Consider the following 23,699-nt stretch of genomic DNA (forward strand, 5'->3'; position numbering starts at 1 on the left):
ACGATGTTTAAGCTGTACGATATTTCGATGACTCTTGATGCAGGCATTCAAGTGTGGAAGGATAAGGATGCCAAGCGTCCGACATTTGAAAATACGAGCAACCACGAAACCGGCAGCACCTATGAGACGCGCATCAGCCTGGACGCCCATACGGGCACGCATTTGGATGCACCGCTGCACATGCTAAAGGACGGAGCGACGATCGAGACGATCCCGCTGCAGGATTTGGTCGGAACGGCGCGGGTGCTCGATTTGACCCATGTGACACATGAGATTACGCGCGAGGATCTGGAGCCGTTTGCGATTCAGAAGGGCGAATGGATTCTATTCAAAACGCGGAATTCGCTGAACGAGGGGCCGAACTTCGATGTGGAGTTTGTGTTCCTGCGCGCGGATGGGGCAGCGTATTTGGCCGAGCTCGGCATCAAGGGTGTGGGCACGGATGCGCTCGGGATCGAGCGCTCGCAGTCGGAGTATCCGACGCACCGGACGCTGATGCGCAATAACGTTCTGATTTTGGAAGGGCTGCGGCTGAAGGACGTGCCTAGCGGCTCATATTTCTTCGTGCTGGCTCCGCTGAAGCTGGCTGGGATTGAAGCGGCTCCGGCGCGGGCGTTTTTGCTGGGATCGTAAGGCTGGTAAGGGTAGACAGGAAAGGGACTGTGCTGCGGCGCAGTCTCTTTTTTGTGGTATAATAAATCGAATTGGATATGATGGGTTTTCGGGGGGCAAGTGAGGTATGTCAAGGCGCAAGTTTATTCGGTGGCTGCTGGGGCTTCTGGTGATGATCGGGGCGGCCGGAGCCGGACTCTTCAAGCTGCTGGAAAAAGCGGCCAGCGAGCAAACGATGGTCAAGGGGCTGGGGGAGACAGCCGGAGAAGGGCATGCGAAGTCGGAGTCGGCTCAAGTAGTGCATGAACCGGTCGATCCGAAGGCGCCGTTGTTCTCTTATTTTATTATTAGCGATCTGCACGTCTCGCTCTATGATCCGAATACGATCAAGCATTTGAAAGAAGCGCTCGAGGATATGAAGCAGTTCAACGACGGGCCGATCGAGGCGCTGGTCATGACGGGCGACTTGACGGATTATGGGCGGGAGCAGGATTACAAAGAGCTAAAGAAGCTGCTGGACGCTTATAAGCTGCCGCCGATCTATGCGAATATGGGCAACCACGACTACTATGACATCTGGATCGATAAAAAGGATGCGTTCAACAAGGATACGATGCCGAACGGCAAGACCGACTGGCAGTCGCGCGAACGGTTTCAGAAGTTCTGGGGGCTTAAGAACCCGTATCACGACGATTGGGTGAAGGGCCATCACCTGATTATGCTGTCTCAGGAAGCCTACGTGCAGGAGCGGCCGGAGGTCGGCGAAGGAGCCTGGTACTCCGATGAGCAGTTGGATTGGCTGAAGGAACGGCTGGCCTCGCATAAGGACGGGAAGCCGGTGTTCATCATGACGCATCAGCCGCTGCCGCCGGCAGGGCAGGATGGAGGCTCGCATCTGCTCATTAAGGCGAAGAAGTTTCGTGAGATTTTGCAGCCGTATAAGAATGCGTTTGTGTTCTGCGGGCATCGGCACATGGATTTTCAAAACACGGTGGAGCATTATGTGAAGGATGGCAACTTCCATTATTTCCATAATTCCTCCGTAGGGCGGGTGCTGGATAAAAATTACCAGAATACCGCCTCTCACAAGTCACAAGGGCTGTACGTGCAGGTGTTCCGGGATAAAGTGACGCTGCGCGGCAGGGAATTTTCGAACCGGACGTGGCTGAACGAGGCCAATTGGACGGTGCCGTTGAAGCAAGCGTAGCGGATTGAAGTCGCTGCTTCCGTAGCGCACGCCCCTTGAAAAAGTGTATAATGCTAATAGTCTGATTTAGAGTGAAGGGAATTTGTTTACATGACACAACAGTTGGAAGAAGAAGTACTTAGAAGGCGTACCTTTGCCATTATATCTCACCCTGACGCAGGGAAAACGACACTGACCGAGAAGCTGCTCTTGTTCGGGGGCGCCATCCGCCTGGCCGGAACGGTAAAGGGCCGCAAAGCCAGCCGTCACGCGACCAGTGACTGGATGGAGATCGAGAAGCAGCGGGGGATTTCCGTTACCTCCTCCGTCATGCAGTTCGATTATGAAGGGCATCGCGTCAACATTCTCGATACGCCGGGTCACCAAGATTTCAGTGAGGACACGTACCGGACGCTCACGGCGGCGGACAGCGCGGTGATGCTGATCGACTCGGCCAAAGGGGTCGAGGCGCAGACGAAGAAGCTGTTCCAGGTATGCCGCAAGCGGGGCATTCCGATCTTCACGTTCATTAACAAGCTGGACCGCGAAGGGCGCAATCCGTTCGAGCTGCTGGAGGAGCTGGAGCAGGTGCTGGGTATCCGCTCGTATCCGATGAACTGGCCGATCGGCATGGGCAAGCAGTTTTGCGGCGTGTACGACCGGAAGCTGACGCAGGTGGAGCTGTTCCAAGGCGATGACCATCGCGAGATCAGCGTTCAAAAGGTGAGCGGCTACGACGATCCGGTGGTAAAGGAGATTGCGGGCGAGTTTTTCTACGATCAGCTGGTGCAGGATTTGGAGCTGCTTGATGTGGCCGGCGACGAGTTTGATATGGAAAAGGTGGCCAGCGGCGAGCTGACACCCGTCTTCTTCGGCAGTGCGATCAACAACTTCGGCGTGCAGACGTTCCTCGAGAACTTCCTGCAGCTGGCGCCGACGCCGACCTCGCGGAGGAGCAACGAAGGCGAGATCGATCCACTCAATGAGAAGTTCACAGGTTACGTGTTTAAAATTCAAGCGAATATGAACCCGGCGCACCGCGACCGCATCGCCTTCCTGCGCATTTGCTCCGGCAAATTCGAGCGGGGCATGTCCGTGAAGCATGTGCGGGTGGGCAAAGACATTAAGCTGGCGCAGCCGCAGCAGTTTCTCGCTCAGGATCGGGATATCGTTGAGGATGCGTTCCCGGGAGATATCATCGGTCTGTTCGACCCGGGCATCTTCCGCATCGGCGACACGCTGAGCCAAATTAACGGTCTGGAGTTCGATGAGCTGCCGACGTTCTCGCCTGAGATTTTCTCTAAGGTTACGGTCAAGAACGCACTGAAGCACAAGCAGTTCCAAAAAGGCGTCGATCAGCTGACGGAAGAAGGCACGATCCAGGTGTTCAAAACGATCGGCTTCGAGGATCTGATTCTCGGTGTGGTCGGCCAGCTCCAGTTCGAGGTGTTCGAATACCGGATGAAGGGCGAGTACGGCGTCGATGTGCAGCTGTCGCGGATGAGCTACCAGTTTGCACGCTGGCTGGTCGGCAGTGATATCGATCCGTCGAAGTTCCGCATCAATTCGCAGCTGGTGAAGGATAAGAACGACAACTATGTCGCGCTGTTCGAGAACGAGTATGCGCTTCGGACATCGATGGAGAAAAATCCGAATTTGAAGTTTTTGGAGATGGCGCCTTAACACTATTGGCGCTCCTCTTCATAAATCCAAAGTAGGCCCTTTGCGTTCCCGATGGGATAGGGATCACGCGGAGGGCCTTTTTTCGCGTGCTCTATTTTAGGCCGCTATCCATGACCAGCAGAGGGACGTGGGCATACAATAACATGGATTCGATTCGAGGTTTAGGTAGTGGAAGGGCAGGCGTTATTCCATGCGATTGCTGATTGTAGCGCCGGAGCAAATCCCGATCCCTCCTCTCCTGGGCGGATCGGTGGAAATATGCATTCTTGGCATTGCCAGGGAGCTCGCTGTCCAGCATGATGTGACGATCATCAGCCGCCAGCATCGACGCTACCCGCGACGGACGGTGGAAGGACGGCTGACCATCATCCGGGTGCCGACCGGACCTGACGGACGCTATCTGCGCGGGGTGAAGCGCGAGCTGAAGAAGCATACGTTCGACCTGATTCAAGTGGATAACCGGCCTCGGTTTGTGGTGCCTATCAAGCGTCTGTTTCCCGATATTCCGGTTTCTTTATTCATGCATTCCCTCACCTATGTGAGCAAGCCGTATGCCAAGCCCCAGGCGGCCGAGTCCGGATTGCGCCGTGCCGATGTCATTGTGGCGAACAGCACTTCGCTGCAGTCGGAGCTTGCAAGGCGGTTCCCGGCGATTCAGAATCACATCCGGATGGTTTGGCTAGGTGTAGATACGACCCGATTCCGGCCGGTCGAGATCGCCGCGCGCATGGAAGAGCGGCGGCGCTATGGGCTGCGAAGCGCCTTCACGGTGCTGTTCACGGGCCGGCTCATCCCGCGCAAGGGCATTCCGGTGCTGATGCGGGCGGTGCGTCAGGCGAGCCGCCAAACCCGGCGCCCGATTCAGCTCGTCATTGCCGGCGGCGCGCAGCGGGCGGCGTACGGTGCAGCGCTGCGCAAGCTGGCCAAGAAGCTGCGGCTTACGGTGCGGTTTCTCGGCACGGTCCCGCATGCCCGGATTCACCGGGTGTACCGGCTCGCCGACTGCTTTGTGTGCCCTTCGCAGGGGCATGAAGCCTTCGGGCTGGTGAATGTGGAGGCGATGGCTTCGGGGATCCCCGTCATTGCAGCCAACAATGGCGGCATTAAGGAAGTGATTCAGGACGGCACGAGCGGGCTGCTTGTGAAGTCGTATCGCTCCTCGCACGAGTACGCAGCGGCGATCGCTTCGTTGATGCAATCGCCGGAGATTGCGCGGGAGCTGGCGGAGCAGGGCCGGCTGGCGGCGCTGGAGCGGTTTGGCTGGAGTGAGACCGCCGCCAAATTGACGGAGGTCTATGGGGGCTTGATCGCAGTCAAAGAAGAAAGGTGGATGTCATGGGCAAGCGAGACTACAGAAGACATATCACAAGCAAATGGTTAAAAACGAAGGTGCTGCTGCGCAATGCGGCCATTGCGAAATATATCCCGGATACCCGAAAAATGAGGCGGAACTCCCTCCACGACATGCTAGAAACGTACGGGATGGTCTATGTGAAGCCCAACAGCGGGACTTACGGCAACGGTGTCATGCGGGTGGAGCGGCATGGCAACAGTTCGTATCGCTTTCAGGCGGGCACTCGAGCTCAAGAGTTCTCAAGCTTCGATGAGATGTACGCCGCCATCTTGAGGCGGACCCGCAAGCGCACCTACCTAGCGCAAAAAGGCATCCACCTGCTCAAATACAACAAACGGCGGTTTGATCTGCGGGTCATGGTCCAGCTGAGCCCTAAACGTAATTGGGTGACGACGGGCGTGATCGGGCGGATCGCAGCTCCGCGGAAGGTGGTCACCAACGTACACAACGGCGGTACGCTCAAGCCGGTGGAAACGCTGCTCAGCGCGTATACGGACACCTCCAGAAGAGCCAGCTTCATCCGAAAGCTGCGCTCGCTCGGTACGACCACCGCCCGACAGCTGCATTCCAAATATAAGGGCATCAAGGAAATTGGACTCGATGTGGCGCTCGACGAGAGGCTCCATCCTTGGATTTTGGAGGTTAATACGAGCCCGGACCCGTTCATCTTCTTGAAGCTCAAGGATAAGCGCATTTTTCGCCGCATCTACCGGTACGCCAAGGCGTATGGGAAATATTAATCAGGGTGATGGACGCATGCTGTGAGATGGTTCAAAACATGCACAAACGGGGTGATAAAGGAACATGTGGTTCCTCTATCACCCCGTTTGTTGCAAGACCGCCTATGCTTGCTTTCTTCTCTAACGAATCGTAAAGCGCTTATGGAGGCCAAAATTGAGAAGAATCCACGCCCGCAGCGGCCCTTTTGCCCGAAATAACGCATCTGGAGTTCGAATGGTTTGTCGTTACTCCCCGGAGCCGAGCGCCATCGTCATATCCGAATCGGTAAGCGGCAGCGTGATCGTAAACTTGGTGCCGAGCCCCGGGGTGCTCTCCGCCGTGATCGTCCCGTGGTGCGCCTCCACCAGCTGCTTCACGATCGACAGCCCGAGTCCGGTTTCGCTGCCGGCCTTGCTGCGGGAAGGATCCGCTTTGTAGAAGCGATCCCAGATGAGCGCGAGCTCCTCCTTGGACATGCCCCGGCCGGTGTCGGCAATTTCGATGACCGTGGCGGCTGCCGTCTCATACCCTTTCAGCGCAATGGTACCGTATTCGGTGAATTGAATGCTGTTTTTGACTAGATTGATCAAAATTTGTGTCAGCCGATCGTAATCGCCATAGACCAAGAGGCTCGGCTCACATTCGATGCGAAGGTGCAGCTTCTTCTCCTCGGCCAGCACCTCCAGCGACTCCGCTACGATCTCCAGCAGCTCGTGCAGCGGCGTCCGCTTCTTGTGAAGCGTGATCAGGCCGCTTTGAATTTTTTCCATATCGAGCAGCTCGTTGATGAGCCGGATGAGGCGGAAGGTTTCTTTTTCAATGATGCCGTAATATTTGGCCCGTTCCTCCGGGGAACTGACCAGCCCGTTCTTGAGGCCCTCAATGATCCCGCGGATGGAGGTCAGCGGGGTGCGCAGCTCGTGCGTCACATCCATGACAAAATGGCGCCGCCGCGTCTCATACTGCTCCAGCTTGCCGGAGGTGATCTCGAGCTGGTGGGCCATCGAGTTGAAATCGCTGGCCAAATCGCCAAGCTCATCCGACCGCCTGACCGGGGAGCGGGACGTGTAGTTGCCGGCCGCAATCTGCTGCGTCGATTGTCTCAGTGACCCGATGCTGCGGCTCATGCTGTGGGAGATGAAGAAGCTGGCGATAATCGCCACCAGCGAGACGAAGATCGTCAAGTAGATCAGCGTCTGGTTGAGCGTCTGCTGCGCAGCTTGAATGCCCTGCAAGGGTGAGATAACGAACAGGTTCGAGTCGACCTTAGGACTCGGGCTCTTGGGCCGGATCGGCTTGTACACGACGACGAGCGGCTCATCGGTGTCTTGCTGGAGGACGAAGCTATCGTTCGCCTTCGACACAAACATGTGGGCCCTCAGGTTGTCCAAGAACGCTTTGTTGCGCATGGTGCCGGGCATTTTCGGATCGCGGTAAAGGATCTCGCCGGCTTTGTCGAGCAGGATGAATGAGATTTTTCGCTCCGCGAGCAGGGTGCGGTAGGCTTGAAGGGCGACGGTCGGTTCTTCATCCTCCTTGAGCATCGTTCGTACGACGGCTCGGGAGACGTTGCTGAGCTCCTCGGTCTTGGCTTTGTACATATTTTGCTTCATGTAATAGGCAAACCCGGTAATGAGGGGCGCCAGAATCAGTAGAGAGACGATCAGATGACTCAGAAACAGACGCCAAAAAAACGTAAACCGGAAACGGAACCGCCAGCGGCCTGGTTTCATTCGTTATTCCTCCAGCTTGTAGCCGACGCCCCAGACGGTAACGACGAGCGGGTGATCCGGTGCGGACACTTTGTTGCGCAGACGTTTGATATGGACGTCGACGGTGCGTTCCTCGCCAAAATAATCGTAGCCCCAGATGCTCTCCAGCAGCTGCTCCCTGGTGAATACCCGTTTGGGATAGCGGACAAAAAGGGACATCAGCTCGAATTCCTTGGGCGTCAGGTTGGTGATCGTCCGGCCGCTGATGGTTACAGTGCGCGCAGAGAAGTTGACGATAATCTGCTTGTACTTCAACACCTCGTCGCCGCTGTCATCCGTCGCCCCCGCATCGGCGGCTTCCCCGCCGTCGGGAGCGTTTCCGCGTTGATAACGGCGCAGCACGGCCTTCATCCGCGCAATCAGCTCCATCGGGCTGAACGGCTTCGTCACGTAATCGTCCGCGCCGAGCTCTAGCCCCAGAATGCGGTCCTGCTCCTGGTCCCGGGCGGTCAGCAGAATGATCGGCGTGTCGAAGCGGCGGCGAATCTCCTTGCACAAGGTAATGCCGTCCTTGCCGGGCAGCATCCAGTCCAGAATAATGAAATCCCACGTGCGACGCTCTACCTGCTCCTGCGCCGACAGCCCGTCATGAACGAACGTCATCTCATATTGCTCCTTCTGGAAAAACAACTGCAGCATTTCACAAACCGACCGGTCGTCTTCGGCTATCAGCAGCTTCATCGAGCCACACTCCTACTTTATATGGATGATAAGGTTTTTTTGCAGAATTTTAGCGAATCGAATCTAGTTATCTTCAGCATATTCGCTTCGTGGACGGTTGGCAAGCTTTGTGTAGGTGACTTCGTGCAGGCGTCATAAGCCGACTTTTTTCAACAGAGCAAACAGATTAAATTTATTTCACTTGATTAGCAATGAACTTTATATAATTGCACTCGTTTGTTGTATACAATGATGGGGTTCGGTTTATTGGATGCGCTTACATATTTGCTTGGGAGGGGATGCTGCGACGATAGCGTCTGCAACTGGAAGTGTAAATCTGAGATAGGAGAGTAGCGATGAAATTGAAAAAGACAGTGCTGCTTATTCTTTGCGCTTTATTGACGCTCGTGTCGGTTCCTCTTACAGGGGCCTTGGCAGCGAGCGCGTTGACCGTACCGGCAGGTAATACACCGCTAATCAATGAGGATTTTGACGGGACCTACACGGATTCCGCCACTTTGACAGGTCCTGCGGCTGCTACGGGGCTTACAATCGCCGGATTTACTTCCGTCATGAACAGCTCCAATGTAAGTGCGGATTCGATCTCCCTGGTGCAGGATGCCACGCTGAATTCGAAGGTATTGAAGTATTCGGTGAATGGGGCGAATAATTCGCAGTTTGTAGGGGTGAAAAAGGACTTTTCCAGCACGGGCCTTGTACAAGGGCAGGTGACGGTCGAGTTTGATTTCAATTTTTCCGACCGCACGAAGGGCAGTCCTTTGTTTCAGGTTCTGGATGCCGGCGGGAAGGTTGTAGTCGATATTCAAAATAAAAACGGTCCGGCTCTCATCTCGGGCTGCAGCGGCTCGGGGGCCACATTGGGTTGGTACAGCGGGACCGCCTATTGCCCCATCGGTTCGCTCGGAACGACGAACAATGTTTGGTTTCACCTGAAGGCGGTATTGGACCTGAACAATGCCAAAGGAAGCTACTATTTGAGCACGACGGCGGCGAAAAGCACGGTGATCGGCCAGCTCCTCGATTATCCGTTCAAAAACATATCCACCGATGCCGCCAATCCAACGCTGTATAAAACGGTTTATTTTGCAGGGAAATCCGGGAGTGCGGCTTGGTCCTTGCTGATGGACAACATCCAGGTGTATCAATTGATGGCGACACCGGATGCGCCTGCGGTAACGACCTCCGCTGGGGATGGGCAAGCCTGGCTGTGGTGGCCGGCAGCGAACAACGCGCTCACGTATGATGTGGTGCGAAGCGATTCGGCCAGCGGACCGTTCACTTCCTTGACCGGAGGGGCCGGCTTCACAACCCCACCTACGCAGGTCAGCCCGTATAAAGATAAGGGACTCACGAACGGGACGACGTACTATTATAAGGTTCTGTCCCAAAATAGCTACGGATCGGCCGAGTCCTCCGTCCTGGCGATTACGCCAACGAATGCCACTCCGGCTCCGCAGGCGCCGACCGGCTTTACCGGAACGGTACGCGATTCGGCGGTGACGCTGAATTGGAACCTGGTTCCGAGCGCGAGCCAGTATACGCTCAAGCGCAGTACGTCGGCGGACATGTCCTCCGCGGTCGTGCTCAGCAGCACGCTCCCGTATACGCAGACGACTTATTACGATACGGGTCTGACCGATGGAACGACCTACTATTATACGATCAGCAGCTCTGGCGTTGGCGGCGATGGCGCCGATAGCGCACCGCTGGCACTATTGCCAAGCGTACCGCTGGCTGCACCGGCCAACGTAAATAGCGCAGCATCCGACGGCACAGTGAGCTTGACCTGGGATAGCATGTCCGGAGTCACTTACAGTGTGAAGCGCAGCACCGTCAATGGAGGGCCATACACTACGCTTCAATCCGGCCTGACGGCTGCTTCCTTCACAGATCACAGCGTCACGAATGGCACCGCTTATTATTATGTCGTGACGGCTTCGAACTCGACGATCGAGAGCATGATCTCCCGTCAAACGAAAGCGACGCCTTATGCGCCTGTTCCGGGTGCGCCATTGACGCCTTCAGGTGTTACAGGCACGGCGTATGACGGCAGCGTGACCTTGAAGTGGGATGCGACGGCTGGAGCTGCCTCTTACACGGTGAAGCGTGGAACGACCAGTGGAGGGCCTTATGCCACAATGTTTACCACAACGGATACGAGCTTCACCGACACCGGCGTGACGAACGGAAGCACTTATTATTATGTCGTTTCCGCGGTGAATACGAGCGGGGAGAGCCCGAATGCGGAGGAAACGATTCTGGTTCCCGCCCATGTCATTGTTGTGGCACAGGATGGCAGCGGCCAATATTCGTCGATTCAGCAAGCCGTGAATCAGGTGCCTACGAACAATGCTCAGCGCATCGTCATTTATATTAAGCCGGGCACCTACACAGAAAAAGTAACCGTTGATCGACCGTTCATCAGCTTTGTCGGAGCGGGCAACAGCGTCACTACGATTGTATATGGCGATTACGGCGGTCCGAACGGACAGTCCGGCAACGTGGGCAGCACGTTCAAGAGCCCGACGGTGACGGTGACGGGGGACAACTTTACCGCATCGAACCTGACGATCCAAAACAATGCCGGGCCTCGTTCCACGGTCGGAACCGCTGTTGCACTGTCAGTTACAAGCGATAAAGCCAGCTTTGAAAATATGCGCATTCTCGGCTACCAGGATACGCTTTATACGGGAGGCAGCGCCTCGAAGTCGATTCGCCAGTACTACCATAACAGTGTGATTCAAGGCGACGTCGATTTTATTTTCGGGGAAGCGAGCGCGGTTGTGTTTGACAGCAATACGTTGGTGCTGGCTACGCAATCCACCAGTACGAGCATCGGTGGTCATCTTACGGCTGCTGCGCAGTTTAATCCGACGGATCCGGGCTATGTCTTTATGAACAATCGCATTGTGGATTCTACGGTCAGCGGAACGGCTCCGATTGGATCGTTCGACCTGGGGCGTCCATGGAAAAATTATTCCAATGTCAGCTTTATTAATACGAGCATGGATACGACGCATTTCATAGCTGCAGGCTGGGCGGCTTCCTGCGCTTCCAGTTCCTCTTGCATTGCCAATAATTTAAGAGAGTATAACAGCACCGGAGCAGGGGCTGGCCCATCGACTCGCCTCTATGATTCCATCATTAAGTCACAGCAAATGACGGGTCCGGAAGCCAGCGCGTTGACGATTCCGGTTGTGCTCGGCGGGTGGGATCCTACCCTCTCGGTTATCATGCCGAACCCTGGTGCAGCTCAGCTGCCTGTTATCACGCCTAGTGCGGGGACCTTCGATCTGAAGCCTGCGAATCAGGCGGATCTGGCGGTGACGGTGCAGGCGAACGGCGATACGCTAACCGGGATCACGAACGGCGCTTATACGCTGGGCGCTTCGGATTACAGCTTGGCTGGCAATGTGTATACGATTAAAAAGTCATATCTCGCTCAATTGCCGGTAGGCACGACGACGCTGGTCTTCAAATTCGCATCCAACGTCAGCCTGCCGCTTACGGTGACGGTTGTCGACAGTGCGGATCTGGGCAAGCAGGTGCTCGCCGCCAATGATGGCTGGGCTTCGTATAACGGAGGGACGACCGGCGGAAGCAGCGCCGCTTCGGCTAATATTTATACGGTAACGAACCGAAGCCAGCTGATTGCCGCTCTGGGAGGCAACAATGCAACCAACGGGTCGAACACGACGCCGAGAATCGTTTATATTAACGGCACGATTAACTTGAATGTGGACGACAACAACAATCCGATGGGTCTGGCTGAATACAGCCAAGGGACGGGGTACGATTTTAACACGTACCTGCAAACCTACGATCCGAACGGGTCCTGGGGCAGAACACAGGTGCCATCCGGTGCCCAAGAGACCGCGCGAGTGAACGCGCAGAAAAATCAAGGGGCGCGCATCAAAATCAATGTAGGCTCCAATGTCACGATTGTCGGCCTAGGCTCGGATGCCAAGCTGGTCGGCGGCAATCTGATACTGACGAACAACAAGAACGTCATTATTCGCAATATCGAATTCCAGGATGCGTACGATTACTTCCCGCAGTGGGATCCGACGGACGGCAGCACCGGAAACTGGAATTCGCAATACGACAACATCTCGCTCTCCGGAGCTACCAACATTTGGATTGATCACAACACGTTTAACGACGGCAGCCATCCGGATGACCCGAATGAAGCTTATTACGGGCGGCACTATCAGCACCATGACGGCCTGGTCGATATTACGAAAAAATCGGACTTGGTGACGCTGTCGTACAATCATTTTAGCGGGCATGACAAAACGTCGCTCATCGGTTCCAGCGATTCCAGCACGACGGACAGCGGATTCCTTCGAGTGACCATTCATCACAACTATTATGACAATATCACACAGCGCGCTCCACGCGTCCGCTACGGTCAGGTGCACGTGTATAACAACTACTACAACGCGCCTTCCGGCCTGTATGGGATCGGGGTAGGAGCAGCCGCTCAAATTTATTCCGAGAGCAATTATTTTGAAAATATCGCGACTCCGGTCACACCGGCCGGCAACCTGGACTCCTACTCGCCGGGCTTCATCAAGGATGTCGGCAGCAATTTCGTCGGCAGCGGCACTCCGGTCTGGAGACCCAATGTCAACTGGACGCCAAGCAGCTTTTACACGTATACGGCAGATTCGGCGGCTGGTGTGAAAAGCACGGTGCTGGCGAATGCAGGCTCCGGCGGCCGAGCCTTGATCGCTCCGGTCGTTCCTGCGGCGCCTAGCGGGTTGACTGCTGCGGCAGGCGATTCGCAAACGCGTTTGAACTGGAATGCGGTGTCTGGGGCCTCGACGTACAACCTGAAGATGGCCACAACGGCCGGCGGACCGTACAGCGTTGTTGCTTCGAATGTGGCAGACACTAGCTATACGCTGACCGGCTTGACGAATGGCACGACGTACTATTTTGTCTTATCGGAAGTCACCGGCGGCGTGGAAAGCGGCGTTTCGAGCGAGGTTAGCGTGGTTCCGGCTCTCCCGGCTCCGTCGGCACCGACGGGACTCGCGGCCACGGCAGGCAATGCGCAGGTCGTGCTGAACTGGACTGCGGTGAGCGGTGCCACCGGCTACAAGGTGAAACGCAGCAGCACCAGCGGCGGGCCGTACACCTTGCTAGCGAGTGTATTTGGTACGGGATACGTCGATACGACTGCGGTGAATGGCACCACCTATTACTACGTGGTAACGGCTCTTAATGTGAGCGCGGAGAGTGCCAGCTCCCAACAGGCGAGCGCTACGCCAGTGGCGATCATCGTACCTGTTACCTCCGTATCCGTCGTAGGGGCGGGAGGCGTGAGCGGCATTACTGTGAAGGGCGGTACCCTGCAGATGCAGGTGGTTGTGCTTCCGGGCAATGCGACGAACAGTTCGGTGACGTGGAACGTGTACGAATCCGACGGCGTTACGCCAACGGATAAAGCGTCGGTCACGGCCGGAGGATTGCTCACCGCACAGAAGGACGGCGTTGTGAAGGTGGTCGCTGCATCTACTGACGGAAGTGCGGTTCAGGGCTCGAAATATGTGGTCCTTAGCGGGCAAAGCGCCGTATCCGGCTCTACGCTCCTGACCACGCTGACCGGACCAAGTACGGTAACGCCCGGAGCGGTGTTCACTACCAGCTTTGGCTTAAATAACGTGACGGGCAGCGTGTATGCGCTGGATTTGACGCTCAGCTTCGGCACGGATGCCATTGATTTCATGTCTATTGACTCGATTCGTCCCGGATTCAGCGTGCTGCAAATCAAGACCGAAGTGCCGGGTCAGCTTCGTGTGATTGCGGCAGGCACGCTCACCGGCAGCGGCGACGTGTTCAGTCTGCACTGGCTTGCAAGATCGGTCGCTCAGCCTCAGACGGCAAGCTTGGTCGTGACTACGGTCACCGCTTCCAATGGAGCCGGTGTTATGTCGGTTGCTCCATCGGCCGAGACGATCCAGGTGGCCGCTGCACCTGCGGACAAATCGTCGCTGCAAGCGCTGATCTCCGTCGCTCAAACGCAGCACGATGCGGCGTTCGAGGGCACAGGCATCGGCCAATACAAGGCGGGCTCGAAGGCGGCGCTGCTCACCGCGATTACGCTCGCGAACAGCGTCCTGAACGACAGCGCTGCGTCCCAAACGGCGATCAACAACGCAGCGAATGCGCTGAATCAAGCGCTGCAAACGTTCAATGCGTCGGTAAATACGGCTCACTCCTCGGGGGACCTCAATGGGGATGGTAAGGTCGACATTTATGACTTGGGCAAGCTGGCCGCGAACTACGGCAAAACGTCTGCCAGCACGGATTGGAATGATTTAAAATACGCAGACTTCAACAACGACGGCAAGCTCGATATTGTTGATTTGGTTGCGATAGCTAAACTGATTATCAATTAGCCTGGTTATCGAGGACTTGATGCAAAGAGGGAGAAGGGGGGCTGTGTATGCTGCCATGGCGTATGCCGTCCTTCTCTCTCTACTACTCCATAGAGCAATGGAAAAGAGGATGAAGCAATGAAGCAAACGATCGGATTTTTGAACCGGGTGCTGTTGATCTGCCTGCTCTGCACCATGGCCTTTCCTGGGAAAAGCGCTACGGTCGCAGCGGCTGCAGCAGAGGCACCGGTTTATGGTCTGACACTTAGCACTCCACAGATGTCCGTCGGCGGTGACGTTGTGGCTTCGGTATATGGTACGAATGTGTCGGACGTGTTTGGCTACGAAGTGGTGGTCGCTTATGACACCGATCGCCTTGCGTTCAAGGGAGCGGGGAGCCTGTTCCCAGGGGCTGCCGCGGGCTTTACGGTTTCCCCGATCTTATCGGGAAACCAAGTCACGATCGCGTTTACCAAAATCGGGCAAGGCAGCGGGGAGAGCGGCAACCTAAGCTTGAACTCACTCACGTTTACGGCTAAGCAGGCTGGAACAGCCGCGATCACGCTGTTGTCGGTGAAGGTAATTAATTCGAAGTCGGAAGCAGCTTTATGGCAGGGCCAGAGCGCCGCTTCGGTGACGATCAGTGACAGCAGCGGAGGGGGAGGCGGAGGAGGCAGCCCGGCCAGCTCCAATGGATCGCCGGTAGCCGACGCTACGAAGCTGGATATGACTACCGATGCCAAAGTAACCCAAGAGAAGACTGAAGGCGGCCAACCGGTCACGAAGGTGGCGGTGGATGGAGACAAGCTCCGTAAAGCACTGGCGGCGGTTGTTGGCCAGTCTGCCTCTGGCATCGTTACACTGGAGGTGCAGAGTGGCGACCCGGTCGTCCGAGTCGAGCTGCCGGTGAGTGCGGTAGCCGATGCGGCGGGCCAGCAGGCGAATGCGATCATCCAGATCAAGCAAGAGAACGTGACCTATCATTTGCCGGTCAGCGTACTTAAGGGCTTATCCCAAAATGGCGTCGTCTCCGTCATTATTGCAAAGGTATCGGGCGAAGCCAGCCAAGCCGTTCTATCGGAAACGCAAAAGGCCGGGTCGCAATCACTGACGAGCCCGATCGATTTCAGCGTCGAGCTGAATGGCCGGTCTGTGACCGATTTTAACGGGGCGTATGTAGACCGCACACTAAGCGTCAGCAGTACGGTAGACCCTAACCAGGTGACGGCGGTTTGGGTCGATGAGAACAACACGCTTCGCTTTATCCCGTCCGTGATTGCCAACAACGGCAGCAGGGCGGTCATTACGATTCACTCGCCGCACAACAGCATTTACACGGTCGTCCAAACGAAGCCTCCGGTCTTTGCCGACCTTCAGCACCATTGGGCTCAAGGGGACGTGGAGCTGCTCGCTCATAAACTGATCGTCAGCGGCGTGAGCGAGAACGCGTTTGCTCCGGATCGTCCGATCACCCGAGCGGAGTTTGCCGCGCTGCTGGTTCGTGCGCTTGGCTTGGAGGAAATGCCGCAGACGGTCTTCACCGACGTACAGGCGTCGGATTGGTTCGCCGGAGCAGTAGGTACCGCGCGGAAAGCGGGACTGGTCAGCGGCTACGAGGATCAATCGTTTAGACCGAACGACCCGATCACGCGGGAGCAAATGGTCACGATGATCGTCCGGGCGCTGAAGGCCGGTGGCCAAGAGGCTCAGGGTAGCGGTGCGAGCCTGAGCGGCTTCAGCGACCGGGCCGAGATTGCGGACTGGGCGCAGGACGCGGCAGCTAAGTCGATCTCTGCCGGCATCGTGCAGGGAACGAGCGGCACGACCTTCTCCGCGAAGCAGCAGGCAACCAGAGCGGAGAGTGCCGTGATGCTGAAGCGGACGCTGCAGGTTTTGAAGTTTATTAACTAAACGAAATGAGCGCGAAGGCATCGTATGAAGAGGGGGAAGAGTGGGGCGAACGTCTCCAGATTGCTGGCGCAAATCAATAAGTAAAAGCTTGAATGAAGGGGCCTGGGGAATGACAGGCTCCTTTTTATGCGATTTTAGCGGAGGAGAGATGAAATTGGCACCTTGTCAGAATGAGCGAGTCGTGAGATAATGTACGCGTGTACATTTGGGAAAAGGTTACATCATGTTGATCATTTACGCTGTAAATTACTCTTTTGCAGAACAACATAGCAGGAGGTGGCAAGCTATCGTCACTCGAAAGGAAGTAGCGGAGCTAGCGGGGGTATCCGAGGCGACGGTTTCGCGCGTATTCAACGGCATTGGCCCGATGAAGGCGGAAACCAAGCAGCGGGTGCTGGAGGCAGCCAAGAAATTAAACTATCATCCCAATGCGATCGCTCAAAGCTTCGCCCGCCGCCGCAGCGGTAATCTGGGCGTCGTGCTTCCTTATGTTCCGAAGGTGCATATCTTCTCGACCTATTATTTTTCGGAAGTGTTAAGCGGCATTGGGGAGCAGGTGAAGCAGTCGGGCTACGATATGCTGCTGATGTTTCGAACGCCAGGTGAAGAAAGCGATTACAGCAATATTTTTCGTTCGCAAAAGGTGGATGCCTGCGTCATTCTAGGCGCGACGGATACGCCGGGGGAACGCTCGGAGCTGCGCAAGCTGGAGGAAGCGGGACAGCCGTTCTGCTTGATCAATCAGCATTTTAGCGGCGAGCACTTTCAAGAGGTGGACGCGGATCACGTGGGAGGCAGCTACAGTGCGGTGAAGCATTTGCTGGATCAGGGGTACCGCCGCATTGGGTTCTTGAACGGCTCGCCGGAGTATTCTAACAGCCGTGACCGGCTCACGGGCTATGCGAAGGCGCTGACGGAAGCCGGGCTGCTGGACGTGCCGCCATCGGATACCGGGGAGATCAACCCGAGCCGGATCCCGCCGCAATGGTATTACGAGGGCAATTACAGCCGCACCAGCGGGTACAAGGCCGCTGCCGACATTTACCGGTACCGGAGCGAGATCGAAGCGGTGTTCGCCTCGAACGACCGGATGGCGATCGGCTTAATGCAGGGGCTGCGGGAGCACGGCCTTACACCTGGCAAGGACATCGCGATCGTCGGCTATGACGATTCCGATGCGGCGCGGGTCACGAATCCACCGCTGACCAGTGTGGCGGTGCCATTTTATGAAATGGGCCGTTTGGCCGCCGAGCGAGTTCTGAATCGAGTCATGGGAGTTAGTCCCTCAGCCCAAGCAAGTGCAGCTGCGGGGCCTCATATACAGCTTAGCACCACACTAATGGTAAGGAAGTCTAGCCGCAGTACTTAAACATTAGCCAGCTTTCGGTAGGGGCTCCAACCGCGAGCTGGTCTCAAAAGGGGAGGCAAAGCCGGATGAAGCAAGTTCGTGTAGGGATGATTGGCTATAAGTTTATGGGTAAGGCGCATAGTCACGCTTACCGCGATGTGCCGATGTTTTTTCCGAAGGTGGCCAGACCGGTCATGAAGGCCATCTGCGGGCGCGATGCGCAAGGGGTTGCGCAAGCTGCGGAGCAGTTCGGCTGGGAAGGTCAATGCACCGACTGGCGGGAGCTGCTGAAGCGCGACGATATCGATGTGATCGATATTAATGCGCCGAGCGACGCGCACAAGGAGATTGCTCTGGCGGCTGCCGCTGCGGGCAAGCATGTGTTCTGCGAGAAGCCGCTGGCGCTGACGCTGGCGGATTCCCGGGAGATGCTGAAGGCCGCGGAAGAAGCCGGCGTGAAGCATATGGTCGGCTTCAACTATCGGTTCGCTCCGGCGGTGCAGCTGGCGAAGAAGCTGATCGAGGAAGGCCGCCTCGGCCAAATTTATCACTTCCGTGCCTGGTTCCTGCAGGACTGGATCGTCGATCCCGATTTCCCGCTCGTCTGGCGCTTGCAGAAGGAAATTGCAGGCTCTGGCTCTCATGGCGACTTAGGCGCGCATTTAATCGATCTGGCGCATTTCCTGGTTGGCGATCTGACTGAGGTGATCGGGATGAGCGACACGTTCATCAAGGAGCGTCCATTGCCGACCTCCATGACAGGGCTCAGCGCCAAGGGCAGCAAGGATGCGCCGAAGGGTGCCGTAACCGTCGATGATGCGACGCTGTTTCTCGCTCGCTTCGCTAGTGGCGCACTGGGCAGCTTCGAGGCCACGCGCTTCGCGCCGGGACATCGCTGCACGAATTCGTTTGAGATCAACGGCAGCAAGGGCAGCGTGAAGTTCGACTTCGAGCGGATGAACGAGCTGCAGGTGTATTTTACGGACGATGCGGACGATGTGCAGGGCTTCCGCCGCGTGCTGGCGACAGATCCTTCGCATGCTTACGCTGAGGCTTGGTGGCCGCCGGGTCATACGATCGGCTACGAGCATACGTTCATCCACGAGATCGTGGAGCTGATGCAGGCGATCGGCGAGGACCGCCAGCCGGTTCCGAACTTTGTGGACGGAGTGAAATGCCAGCAGGTGCTGGAGGCCGTCGAGCTGTCGATTGCGGAGCGCCGCTGGGTGCAGGTCGAAGAGCTGTAAACTTGAACACGGGGAGAGATTAATCGATGAAAAAAGCATTGATCGTATGGGGCGGTTGGCTCGGACATGAGCCGCAGGAAGTTGCCGAAATTTTCCGTCAGGTGCTAACGGCGGATGGCTATGAGGTGGAGGTATCCGACACGCTGGAGTCGTTCAGTGATGTGGAGAAGCTGAAGGCGCTTGATCTAATCGTACCGGTATGGACCATGGGCGAGATTTCCAAGGAATGGGCCAAAAATGTATCCATCGCCGTTCAAAGCGGCGTAGGCCTTGCGGGCTGCCACGGCGGCATGTGCGACTCGTTCCGTAATAATGTGGATTGGCAGTTTATGTGCGGCGGCCAGTGGGTAGCTCATCCGGGCAATGACGGGGTCGAGTACAAAGTTGAAATCAAGAACAGCTCCAGCACGCTGCTGGAAGGCATTGAGGATTTTGATGTGAAAAGCGAGCAGTACTACCTGCACGTCGATCCGGCCGTAGAAGTGCTGGCGACGACGCGGTTCCCGACGGTGGAAGGTCCGCATTCCTTGAATAAAGCGGTGGATATGCCGGTCGTTTGGACAAAGCGCTGGGGCGTAGGTCGCGTCTATTACTGCTCCTTGGGGCATAAGGCAAACATCGTCGAGATGCCGCCAGTGAAGGAAATCATGCGCCGAGGCTTCCACTGGGTTGCGGAAGGCAAGGCGAAAGCCGCAGCCGCAGCCAAGGCTGCAGACGCCGCTTATACCGGCATGGGCGACAGCCGTTAATTTCTCATTTTAACCAATTGGAGAGGAACTTGAACTCATGAAAAAGATCAGAGTAGGGATTGTCGGCTGCGGCAAAATCAGCGCCATCTATTTCAAAAATCTAAACAGCTTCCCGGCCATTGAGGTAGCGGCTTGCGCCGATCTGGACCTGACTCGTGCGGCAGCTAGCGCGGAAGAGCATGGCGTGCCTAAGGCTTGCTCCGTTCCCGAGCTGCTTGCGGATCCTGACATTGACATCGTCCTCAATCTGACGATTCCAGCCGCCCATGCAAGCGTTTGCTTGCAAGCGATTGAAGCCGGCAAGCACGTCTATGTGGAGAAGCCGCTGGCGGTGACACGCGAGGAGGGTCAGGCGATTCTGGCCGCAGCCCGCGAGCGTGGGGTGCTGGTCGGCAGCGCGCCGGATACGTTCCTGGGCGGCGGCATTCAAACCTGCATCAAGCTGATCGAAGACGGCTGGATCGGAACGCCGGTCGCCGCAACCGCCTTTATGATGGGCCGGGGGCATGAGCACTGGCATCCGGATCCGGAGTTTTATTATGCCAAAGGCGGCGGTCCGATGTTCGACATGGGGCCGTACTATTTGACCGCGCTGGTCGCAATCCTGGGGCCGATCAAGCGGATCACCGGCTCGACCAAGGTGACCTTCCCTGAGCGGACGATCACAAGCGAGAAGAAATTCGGCCAAACCATTCAAGTAGATACCCCGACGCATGTGGCCGGCATCATGGACTTCCATAACGGAGCGATCGGGACGATCATCACTTCGTTTGACATTTTCGGCGGCGCACAGCTTCCGCGTATCGAGGTTTACGGCAGTCTCGGAACGTTAAGCGTCCCAGATCCGAACACATTCGGCGGCCCGGTGCTGTTGAAACGTCATGATTCGAAAGAATGGAAGGAAATCCCACTGACCCATGGCTATGCCGAGAACAGCCGTGGCTTGGGCGTGCTGGATATGGCGTATGCGATCCGGAATGAGCGCATCAACCGGGCGAATGGAGAGCTCGCGTATCACGTGCTGGAGGCGATGCATGCGTTCCACGATTCGTCGGACGAAGGCCGCCACTATGTCATGAAGAGCAGCTGCGAACGACCGGCGCCATTCCCGCAAGGATTGGTTCGAGGCGTATTGGACTAATCGAATTCATTATTCATAATGTAGGAGAGCGCGGAAGACGGCTGCACGTCTTCCGCGTTTTTTTTGCTGCATAAAAAAAGGCCTGTCCCAAGTACTGAACACCTTGGGAGCAGGCTTCTGGAATGCTTCGCTGAATCAAGCCAAATGTTCTTTGAGCGTGGAGACCATTTGATTTTGAAGGCCGGCCTCGCTGTTTTTCCAAATGATTTCGAACAGGACGCCTAAGCCGGGCAGCACCCGTTCTTCTCCATCGATGGAATCCTGAATTACACCTTGGAGCTCCTCATTGTCTTTATCCTGCATACGCTGGATGATGGCTTGTCTTAAGTTTAAATTCATCGAAGGTTCCTCGCTTCTTATCAATTCTGCTTGCTTGGGGCGCTATAGCACACTCCCCTTAATATGCTCCGAGGGGCGATTTTTCATGCTTATTTTTGGTACCTGGAGGAGGATTTGTTATAATGAGGGGGAAACGCGTTAACGGGATAAGGAGAACCAACGATACATGGAAAAGCAGGGCAGAGGAACGATGGATTCGAATTTTATTAGCTCGGTACACAATGAGCGGGTCAAGCAGTGGACGCAGCTGCTCGACCGCAAAGGACGGGACAAGCAAGGACGCTTCCTGATCGAGGGCGTGCATCTCGTGCAGGAGGCGCTCGGATCGGACATTCCGCCGGACGTGCTCGTCTTTTCGGCGGAGCGCCGTGACGCGGTCGCGGGCTTGCTGCGGGAGGCGGAGACGCGCGGGCTGGAATGCGTGGCGGTGACGGAGGCGGTGCTGGCCAAGTGCACCGACACGGAGACGCCGCAGCCGGTGTTCGCGGTGGTGCCCAAGCTGCCTTGGCGGGCGGCGGATCTGCTTGCGGCGAGCGAGAAGGCCGGGCTGGTCGCCGTCATCGACGGCATCCAGGACCCGGGCAACCTCGGCACGATCATCCGCAGCGCCGATGCGGTAGGGGCGTCCGGCGTGCTGCTCGGCAAGGGCACCGTCGATTTGTACAATCCGAAGACGGTGCGCTCGACGATGGGGTCGCTGTTTCATTTGCCCATTGTGCAGGGCGACTTGACCGAGTGGCTGCCCCAAGCCGCGGAACGCGGGGTACGGATCGTCTCGACGCGACTGGAGAATGCGGTGAGCATCTACGCGTACGATTTCCGCCAGCCGACGTGGTTTGTGATCGGCAACGAGGGGCAAGGCGTCTCTGCTGCCGTACAGGCGCTGGCCGGAGATCATGTTCAGATCCCGATGCAGGGCCGGGCGGAATCGCTCAATGCTGCGATGGCCGCCACCATTGTGCTGTTCGAGGCGATGCGGCAACGGGGCTAAATTGTAACTTAGATTTCGAAGAAGAATCATTCCCGATGAGTCAACCACCTTGATTATCGGGATTTTTTATTCGCACCCAACTCCCCAGCCTAGCGTCTATATTGGTTTCTGCAATGGAAGCTCTCAAACTCATTTAAGCCTTGTAATTGGGACATGAAAAGTAATGATGAGAAACAAAGAAAATGTTAATGAGATTAAATATGCTAACAAAGGTCTTGATTCGTGAATCAGTAAAGTTGAAAACATGATGGAGTCAAACAGAACGCTCACCATATATTCCAGTTGTGATCGTAGCTAAACCATTTTAACCAAACAAGTAACCCTTCAAAAGAGATATAAATAGTAACAAAAAGAAAGATCCATACTATCCTTCTTTTAACGCCATTAGGCTTGTTAGACAAGAACAACAAAACAGTTGGAGGAAAAACAGTGAGATCAAAAAAAATATCCGTCACGGTATCATTAGGCAATAAAAATGAAGGATTAAATCTCCATAATGTATAGTCGTAACAAATAAATTCATAGAAATAAAAAAAGAATGGTATGTAAGTATTTTTTCCAATTTCTCCAATCGCTCCAACGTAAAGAAGCGAATACCCAAGCAATTGAGTTGAAAATGATCATAAAATCCCTCTTTGCTTCACGAGCAATCTCTTCACTCAATAGCTAACCCTTCTAAATCCTCGATGTGAATCCGCACATTCGCTTTCCGAACAACGATATTTCCGTTTTCCAAAATAAATGCGATCTGGTCACCCTCGTTCAGATTAAGCATATCCCGAATCCGTTTTGGAACAGTAATTTGTCCTTTCGAACTGATTGTCGATAGTTTCATGATGATTTCCCCTTCCCAGCTGATCTTTACTGCTTATGTTCAAAATGCTAGCGGTCAATGCTTCCATTGCCAGCTAGCTGGCCGGACCTTTCAGGCCGCTGAGCGTGGACAGGACTAGCGCGGCGACGGTGGACTACACCGAGGTACCGAAGCTGCTGATTACGGAACTGGCTCCCGCTCTCCGTTTGCGGGGGGGCGGTTGCTTTCTTAATATGTTCTTACGCAAAAAAGAGCTTGCTTTGCATTCTGGGTATGTGTTATATTACTTTTCGCTGTCACGAACGGTGGCGGTGAGATGTGAAAAGTGGTCGAAATGGATTGAAAAAAACCACTTGCACTCGAGTGAATGAATATGGTATATTGTCACTCCGGCCGTTGAACGGCAGGGATGCAGCGGAACTTAAGAGAGTAATCTTGATCTGAATCAAGCGGAATTGTCCCTCGAATTGGAAAAAAGAAAAGCTTGCAAAGCTCCTAAGCAATATGATATATTGTCACTCCGGCCGCTGAAGAGCGGTGAGGAAATAAATTGCCCTTTGAAAACTGAACATCGAGTGAGTGCAATAAATAAGAGAATGCAAATTCTCGCCAGTAGTAAATTTTTGAGCACAATCAGCTTTTCTTTAATGGAGAGTTTGATCCTGGCTCAGGACGAACGCTGGCGGCGTGCCTAATACATGCAAGTCGAGCGAGGGTCTTCGGACCCTAGCGGCGGACGGGTGAGTAACACGTAGGCAACCTGCC

General features: G+C 55.6%; 17 protein-coding genes and 1 rRNA gene. 13 read left to right on the top strand and 5 right to left on the bottom strand.

Going from position 1 to position 23,699, the window contains the following annotated elements; all coding sequences use genetic code 11:
- Positions 1-3: 3 nt before the first annotated feature.
- The 5 genes from FPZ49_RS29510 (at position 4) to FPZ49_RS29530 (ending at position 5,575) form a co-directional block, all read left to right on the top strand.
- A complete protein-coding gene (locus FPZ49_RS29510; RefSeq protein ID WP_144853965.1) occupies positions 4-633 on the top strand; it encodes a cyclase family protein in 630 nt (209 codons plus the stop codon).
- A gap of 106 nt (positions 634-739) precedes the next feature.
- Positions 740-1,819, top strand: a complete 1,080-nt coding sequence (locus FPZ49_RS29515; RefSeq protein WP_144853966.1) for a metallophosphoesterase family protein — start codon at positions 740-742, stop codon at positions 1,817-1,819.
- A 90-nt stretch (positions 1,820-1,909) separates the two neighbouring features.
- Positions 1,910-3,481, top strand: a complete 1,572-nt coding sequence (locus FPZ49_RS29520) for a peptide chain release factor 3 (protein WP_144853967.1) — start codon at positions 1,910-1,912, stop codon at positions 3,479-3,481.
- 190 nt (positions 3,482-3,671) lie between these two features.
- Positions 3,672-4,862 carry a glycosyltransferase family 4 protein gene (locus FPZ49_RS29525; RefSeq protein WP_144853968.1) on the top strand — a complete coding sequence of 397 codons (1,191 nt, stop codon included), beginning with the start codon at positions 3,672-3,674 and terminating at the stop codon, positions 4,860-4,862.
- Entirely contained in the window at positions 4,817-5,575 is a 759-nt protein-coding gene (locus FPZ49_RS29530; RefSeq protein WP_144853969.1) for a YheC/YheD family protein, read from the top strand. Before FPZ49_RS29525 ends, FPZ49_RS29530 begins: the two co-directional genes overlap by 46 nt.
- Positions 5,576-5,800: 225 nt before the next feature.
- Here the strand turns inward: FPZ49_RS29530 and FPZ49_RS29535 are convergent, their stop codons facing one another.
- Together FPZ49_RS29535 and FPZ49_RS29540 are read right to left on the bottom strand one after the other, a co-directional pair.
- Positions 5,801-7,288, bottom strand: a complete 1,488-nt coding sequence (locus FPZ49_RS29535) for a sensor histidine kinase (RefSeq protein WP_144853970.1) — start codon at positions 7,286-7,288, stop codon at positions 5,801-5,803.
- 3 nt (positions 7,289-7,291) lie between these two features.
- Positions 7,292-8,008, bottom strand: a complete 717-nt coding sequence (locus FPZ49_RS29540) for a response regulator transcription factor (protein WP_144853971.1) — start codon at positions 8,006-8,008, stop codon at positions 7,292-7,294.
- Positions 8,009-8,343: 335 nt separating this feature from the next.
- Between FPZ49_RS29540 and FPZ49_RS37330 the strand changes: the two genes are divergently transcribed.
- The 6 genes from FPZ49_RS37330 to FPZ49_RS29570 all read left to right on the top strand — a co-directional run bounded on the left by FPZ49_RS37330 (position 8,344) and on the right by FPZ49_RS29570 (position 20,790).
- Positions 8,344-14,415: a pectinesterase family protein gene (locus FPZ49_RS37330; protein ID WP_144853972.1), complete on the top strand. Its 6,072-nt coding sequence runs from the start codon at positions 8,344-8,346 to the stop codon at positions 14,413-14,415.
- A gap of 117 nt (positions 14,416-14,532) precedes the next feature.
- A complete protein-coding gene (locus FPZ49_RS29550) occupies positions 14,533-16,305 on the top strand; it encodes an S-layer homology domain-containing protein (protein WP_144853973.1) in 1,773 nt (590 codons plus the stop codon).
- A gap of 223 nt (positions 16,306-16,528) precedes the next feature.
- Entirely contained in the window at positions 16,529-17,674 is a 1,146-nt protein-coding gene (locus FPZ49_RS29555; RefSeq protein ID WP_186446170.1) for a LacI family DNA-binding transcriptional regulator, read from the top strand.
- A 65-nt stretch (positions 17,675-17,739) separates the two neighbouring features.
- Positions 17,740-18,900 carry a Gfo/Idh/MocA family protein gene (locus tag FPZ49_RS29560; protein WP_144853974.1) on the top strand — a complete coding sequence of 387 codons (1,161 nt, stop codon included), beginning with the start codon at positions 17,740-17,742 and terminating at the stop codon, positions 18,898-18,900.
- A gap of 26 nt (positions 18,901-18,926) precedes the next feature.
- Positions 18,927-19,649, top strand: coding sequence for a ThuA domain-containing protein (locus FPZ49_RS29565; protein ID WP_144853975.1), 723 nt, complete (start codon positions 18,927-18,929; stop codon positions 19,647-19,649).
- A gap of 37 nt (positions 19,650-19,686) precedes the next feature.
- The gene (locus FPZ49_RS29570; RefSeq protein ID WP_144853976.1) at positions 19,687-20,790 is read left to right on the top strand and encodes a Gfo/Idh/MocA family protein; all 1,104 of its coding nucleotides are present in this window, start codon (positions 19,687-19,689) and stop codon (positions 20,788-20,790) included.
- A gap of 135 nt (positions 20,791-20,925) precedes the next feature.
- Here the strand turns inward: FPZ49_RS29570 and sspI are convergent, their stop codons facing one another.
- Entirely contained in the window at positions 20,926-21,129 is a 204-nt protein-coding gene (sspI, locus tag FPZ49_RS29575) for a small acid-soluble spore protein SspI (protein WP_144853977.1), read from the bottom strand.
- A 166-nt stretch (positions 21,130-21,295) separates the two neighbouring features.
- Between sspI and FPZ49_RS29580 the strand changes: the two genes are divergently transcribed.
- Entirely contained in the window at positions 21,296-22,120 is an 825-nt protein-coding gene (locus FPZ49_RS29580; protein ID WP_144853978.1) for a TrmH family RNA methyltransferase, read from the top strand.
- 266 nt (positions 22,121-22,386) lie between these two features.
- Here FPZ49_RS29580 and FPZ49_RS37705 read toward each other — a convergent pair whose 3' ends face one another.
- Both FPZ49_RS37705 and FPZ49_RS29585 read right to left on the bottom strand, forming a co-directional pair.
- A complete protein-coding gene (locus FPZ49_RS37705; protein ID WP_391563881.1) occupies positions 22,387-22,725 on the bottom strand; it encodes a CBO0543 family protein in 339 nt (112 codons plus the stop codon).
- A gap of 50 nt (positions 22,726-22,775) precedes the next feature.
- Positions 22,776-22,955, bottom strand: coding sequence for an AbrB/MazE/SpoVT family DNA-binding domain-containing protein (locus tag FPZ49_RS29585; protein WP_144853979.1), 180 nt, complete (start codon positions 22,953-22,955; stop codon positions 22,776-22,778).
- A gap of 623 nt (positions 22,956-23,578) precedes the next feature.
- On the opposite strand from FPZ49_RS29585, the gene FPZ49_RS29590 reads away from it, so the two are divergent.
- A 16S ribosomal RNA gene (locus FPZ49_RS29590) occupies positions 23,579-23,699 on the top strand; the annotation flags it as partial.

The organism is Paenibacillus cremeus, assembly GCF_007786445.1.
Taxonomy (GTDB): domain Bacteria; phylum Bacillota; class Bacilli; order Paenibacillales; family NBRC-103111; genus Paenibacillus_G; species Paenibacillus_G cremeus.